Below are 5,362 nucleotides of genomic sequence, written 5' to 3'. Positions count from 1 at the left end.
TGTATTTCGTTTATGTTTGGGATAGAAATCAACATTGTTCGCGTTAAGTTGCAGCAATTACGCTGCAACTTTTCGACAGTGATATAACCATAATTGGTTATATCACTGTTTACTGAAGTGCTAGTGACTAAATTACAGCACAACTTGATTTGTACAGTGTTGCGTGCGGGTAAACTCTGCAATATTGCTAAGCGTTGTATCGGCAATATTGGTCAATGCTTCTTCAGTTAAAAAAGCCTGATGGCCGGTGAACAGCACGTTATGGCAGGCAGACAAGCGGCGGAACACATCATCTTTAATGACATCGTTTGATTTATCTTCAAAGAACAGATCGCGTTCATTTTCATACACATCAAGGCCGAGAGCACCAATTTTCTCTTGCTTAAGCGCTTCAATGGCATCTTGCGAATTTAACAGACCACCACGGCTGGTGTTGATAATCATAACGCCTTGCTTCATTTTAGCAAACGCCGCTTCATTCAAAAGATGACGATTTTCCGGTGTTAGCGGGCAGTGTAATGAGATCACATCTGACTGTGCCAATAGTGTATCTAAATCGACATACTCACCACCGAGCTTTTCAACCTCAGGGTTTACATACGGATCAAAGGCTAACAACTTCATGCCAAAGCCTTTCAGGATACGCATCGTTGCGATACCAATTTTCCCTGTACCGATAATACCCGCAGTGCGACCGTGCATATTGAAGCCGGTTAGCCCTTCAAGCGAAAAATTGGCATCACGGGTGCGTTGGTAAGCGCGGTGAATACGGCGGTTGAGGGTCAGCATCATGCCAACAGCATGTTCAGCTACAGCTTCTGGTGAATAGGCGGGTACACGTACTACCGCAATACCAAACTCGGCAGCGGCGGCTAAATCAACATTGTTAAAACCAGCACAGCGTAGTGCGATAAGTTTAATGCCTTGCTGTGCAAGCACTTGAATGGCTTCTCTGTCAGCGGTGTCGTTGACAAAAATACACACAACATCAGCACCTTCAGCCATACGTGCTGTTTTTGCATCAAACTTAAAGTCAAAAAAATCCAGATTGAAGTTGAATGATTGGTTTACCAGATTGAAGAACTTACGATCGTACTGTTTACTGCTAAATACTGCGATGTTCATCATGCTACTCCACATCTTAATTGTAATTAAATTACAAAAATAATTGATGTAAATCAAATGAATGTTTGTTTCAATATTTAATGATTGTTTTTAGATATGACTCACGGTGAATTTTTCTCAGTTTGAGAGTATGTCCTTAATGACTTTAGGGATTAAAAATCACGGTGGTTATTCATGGATAGAGTAAGTAAAGAGCCGCGTCATACCCGTTCAATAAGGCAGATGTTTATGACATCACTGCCATTTTTGTTATTTATAATCATACTATTAGTGCCTTCAAGCTGGTTTATGATGCCGGGTCTAACCACGGTAGAGCAGCGGGTGATTGCTATTTTTATTTTAGCAGCACTGTGCTGGGTACTTGAGCCTATTCCTATTTATGCGACTTCAGTACTGATTATTCTATTGGAATTATTGCTGATTTCAGACCGCGCTATCTGGCTGGCGCTACCTGCTGCTGATGCAACCGATTTTGGTATCATGCTGGGATACCAAGAGATCATGAGCACTTTTGCATCTCCAATTATCATGTTGTTTTTAGGCGGTTTTTTTCTTGCAATGGCGGCAACAAAATTCCGTTTAGATGTTAATCTTGCGCGCGTCTTGCTGAAACCTTTCGGCAAAAATCCACGGAATGTCATGCTCGGATTGATGGTGGTTACCGCTATTTTTTCGATGTTTATGAGTAATACCGCAACAACGGCAATGATGCTCTCTTTACTCACTCCTGTACTGGCCGCATTGCCGGCAGGGGATCGGGGGCGGGTGGCATTTGCACTCTCGATTCCCATTGCGGCAAATATCGGCGGTATAGGCACACCGATTGGCACGCCACCCAATGCGGTCGCGCTGAAATACCTGACCGGAGAGAATGCCATCTCATTTGGTGAGTGGATGAGTTTTGGTGTGCCGTTTGTGCTGGTGCTGCTACTGATTGGCTGGTGGTTGTTGAATCTTTTTTATCCCTCATCAGAAAAAGAGATTGAGCTGCAAATTCGCGGTAAATTTTTGAAAACCGGTAAAGCTATCGTGGTGTATATCACGTTTATTGTCACCATTCTGCTCTGGATGCTGGGGGGGCTGCACAATATGAACTCGTATGTTGTCGCTCTGATCCCGGTCGCGGTATTTGTTTCTACCGGTATTATTACCCGTGATGATATGAAAAAAATGTCATGGGATGTGCTCTGGCTAGTTTCTGGTGGTATTGCGCTTGGTTTGGCACTTGAAAAAACAGGGCTAGCTCAGCGTTTAGTACAAACTATTCCATTTGCTGATTACTCGGCGATAGCGGTGTTGTTGGGTGCGGTGACGTTAACATTGCTGATGGCGAATTTTATGTCGCACACGGCAACGGCAAACTTGCTGTTGCCTCTGATGGCAGCACTGGCCGGATCGGTCAGCGGGTTGAATGAAGTCACGTTGATCCTTGGAGTGACCTTTGCTGCATCACTCGGTATGGCTCTGCCTATCAGTACTCCCCCTAATGCGCTGGCACATGCTACGGGTATGGTGGAGTCTTCACAAATGGCAAAAACGGGAGTATGGCTCGGGATTATCGGTGTGGTACTGAGTTTGTTGATGCTGTTGTTGTTGACACAATTTGGGATCATCTGATGAGCGAGCCGAAAAAAGAGCAGCTAGCAGTCATCGAGCGGATTATCCGTGACTACTTTACGCACCCTGAACAGCAGATCAGCTTGTGCTCTGGTGATGTACTGATGGATCAAGGCCAGTTTAATGATCGCCTCTATTATGTGCGTGAAGGGCAACTGACTGCTACCGTGAAGGCGCTGGATGATATTGGTGAAGAGGAGCAAGCCGAGATATTTTTGGCATCGCCGGGTACATTTATCGGTGTACACAGCTTTTTCTCGTACCGTTTGGTGGCATCAAGCCGTGTGGTGGCAGAAACCGATGCGGAGTTGGCGTGGATAGATCTGCGTACCGCACCGGTTGATCGTGAGCGCTTTGGTAGTTTAACCGAACAGTTTATGCCGGTTATTGTGGAAGAGCTACAGCGAAGGCAGTGGCGCTTGAGCCAGATGGCGCGTGAGCGGGAAGCGGCCAACCGGCGTTTACATTTGGCTGAGAAGCTCTCTACGTTGGGGCAACTGGCCGCAGGTCTGGCACATGAGCTGAATAATGCGGTGGGGGTGCTGGCCCGTAAATCGGATTATCTGAGTGATGTGATGCGCCATTTGCTCAATGATCGTTCTCCGGCCCTGATCTCATGGTTTGATCAGGGGCGTGAACAGGGGCAGTCTGAGTCAAGTATGCATGTGCGAGATCTGGCCGGCCAGTTGCGCAAGCAGTTTACACTTTCACATGCTCAGGCTAAAACATTGGCACGTGCACTGGGCGATCAACCCATACCCGCTCATCTCCCTGATAATCTTGATGATGCTTTACAATTATGGGAGATAGGCCGTGACTGCTATGACATGCAGTTGGCCGCGCGCCATGCCAGCGGAATTGTGAAATCTGTCAAGCAATTGGGCGGTGGGGATTACCAACGGCAGTGGGGAATTGATGTGAATGACTCCCTGCATGAAGCCTTGTCATTACTGCAAAGCCATCTGCGGGAAATGAGTGTTGAATTGAATCTGGGTGAGCTTCCCCCTCTATACGGTAACCAAACTGAACTGGTGCAGATGTGGGTTAATATTATCAAAAATGGTTGGGATGCAATGAAAGAGGCGCATACCCCCAATCCAACGTTGCGAATTACCTCACGGGTCGGCAAGCGATCAATACAGGTGATGTTGTCAAATAACGGGCCGATGATCCCCGAAGAGATCGCCGCACGGATCTTCCAGCCCAATTTCACCACCAAAAAAAGTGGCCAAACTATTGGTCTGGGTCTGGGGCTGTATATCGTCAAGCGGCTGGTTGAGAGCTATGGGGGCGATCTGCTGCTTAAAAGTAGCGTAGATTACACACAGTTTCGGGTACGAATTCCGTTGCAATCAGTGTTATGAAGATCAACGTTGGGTAAGACAAGCCATTCAAGGAGGATCATATGGAAAGGTTATATCTGATTTGTGTTGACGATCAGCGCGAAGTACTCAGTGCAGTTGTGCGTGATCTGGATAAGCTAGCGCATTGGATCAATATTGAGGAGTGTGAATCTGCTGCCGAAGCGATCAGCTTAATTGATGATCTTGATGCCGAGGGAAAACAGATCGCACTGGTGGTGTCAGATCATATTATGCCGGGAAAAAATGGGGTCGATTTTCTAGCAGAGCTGGCCGCTGATCCGCGCTTTTACCAGATGAAAAAAATCCTGCTGACGGGGCAGGCATCACACAAAGATACGATTGAGGCAGTCAACCGTGCGCGCATTCAACACTATCTTGAAAAACCGTGGCAGGCTGATGTGCTGGTGGCGGTATGTCGCAAATTGCTGACCGAGTTTTTATTCGACCGTGGTATGGATATTACGCCGTATCTTGAATTTGCTGACCAAGCCGTTGTGCTGGAAAGACTGCGCGACTAGCAGGCAACCGATGCCGCGCAGTGTTATTTTCAGTAGGTGTCAATTCTACGATTAATCACGGTAGAGCTGGGTAAGTGCGGGATCCATAATGCCTTGTGGCGTTAAGGTGCTGCGTAGGCTGAGCAAAATCATCAGGGTTGATGAGAGCGTGGTACAGGCGAGCAGTGCCAGCATAACCAGTATCTGGTACTTGATTGCTAAAAGAGGGCTGTTTCCACCCAAAATTTGCCCTGTCATCATGCCGGGCAATGAGACAACCCCGAGTGTTGCCATAGATAAAATAGTGGGTGACCATGCCGAACGCATGGCATGGCGCAGATGTGGCAGCGCTGCCTCAAAGGGGGTTGCTCCGAGCGAAAGATCCATCATCCACATGGGTTGCTGGGTAATCACTGCGCGGTAGAAACGGTCGAGCACCAGATAGTTAGCCGTCAGCGCATTACCAAATAGCATACCACCAAGCGGAATGGCAAAACGGGCATCGTAGAATGGAGTTGGTTGTAAAATAACCAACAGCAAGTATGCCAGTACAGAGAGTGAGCCCAGCGAAATGCCGATAAACACGGGTGCAAATAAACGGGCTCGTGGCAGTGGTGTGCGTTTAATGGCATTTGAGGCTGCCGCCGAGATCATCACCAACAACCAGAGAGCATTCAAAAACGGATTATTTAGCTGAAACAGATATTCAAGGTAAAAACCAATTAATACCAGTTGAATAACCATGCGCAAACCGGACTT

At 47.1% G+C, this 5,362-nt stretch carries 5 protein-coding genes; 3 read left to right on the top strand and 2 right to left on the bottom strand.

The features are described from left to right. Nucleotides 1-132: 132 nt before the first annotated feature. Nucleotides 133-1,125 (bottom strand): 2-hydroxyacid dehydrogenase, encoded by a 993-nt coding sequence (locus ACRC27_RS08670; protein WP_438621712.1) that lies wholly within the window; start codon nucleotides 1,123-1,125, stop codon nucleotides 133-135. Nucleotides 1,126-1,299: 174 nt separating this feature from the next. Here ACRC27_RS08670 and ACRC27_RS08665 point away from each other — a divergent pair, with 174 nt between their 5' ends. From ACRC27_RS08665 to ACRC27_RS08655, 3 genes are read left to right on the top strand one after another with little or no spacing between them, the layout of a single operon-like run. Further along, entirely contained in the window at nucleotides 1,300-2,742 is a 1,443-nt protein-coding gene (locus ACRC27_RS08665; protein ID WP_438629952.1) for an SLC13 family permease, read from the top strand. Next, on the top strand, nucleotides 2,742-4,106 hold the full coding sequence (locus ACRC27_RS08660) for a sensor histidine kinase (RefSeq protein WP_438639699.1): 1,365 nt from the start codon (nucleotides 2,742-2,744) through the stop codon (nucleotides 4,104-4,106). Before ACRC27_RS08665 ends, ACRC27_RS08660 begins: the two co-directional genes overlap by 1 nt. A gap of 41 nt (nucleotides 4,107-4,147) precedes the next feature. After that, nucleotides 4,148-4,624: a response regulator gene (locus tag ACRC27_RS08655; RefSeq protein WP_438621707.1), complete on the top strand. Its 477-nt coding sequence runs from the start codon at nucleotides 4,148-4,150 to the stop codon at nucleotides 4,622-4,624. A 51-nt stretch (nucleotides 4,625-4,675) separates the two neighbouring features. Here the strand turns inward: ACRC27_RS08655 and ACRC27_RS08650 are convergent. Then, on the bottom strand, nucleotides 4,676-5,362 hold a 687-nt coding region (locus ACRC27_RS08650), incomplete at its 5' end, for an ABC transporter permease (RefSeq protein WP_438639698.1).

Origin of the sequence: Plesiomonas sp. (assembly GCF_051650925.1) — a bacterium.
Taxonomy (GTDB): Bacteria; Pseudomonadota; Gammaproteobacteria; order Enterobacterales; family CAMTGL01; genus Plesiomonas.
The sequence above is the reverse complement of the archived record's forward strand: the minus strand, read 5'-3'. Positions and strand labels throughout refer to the sequence as shown.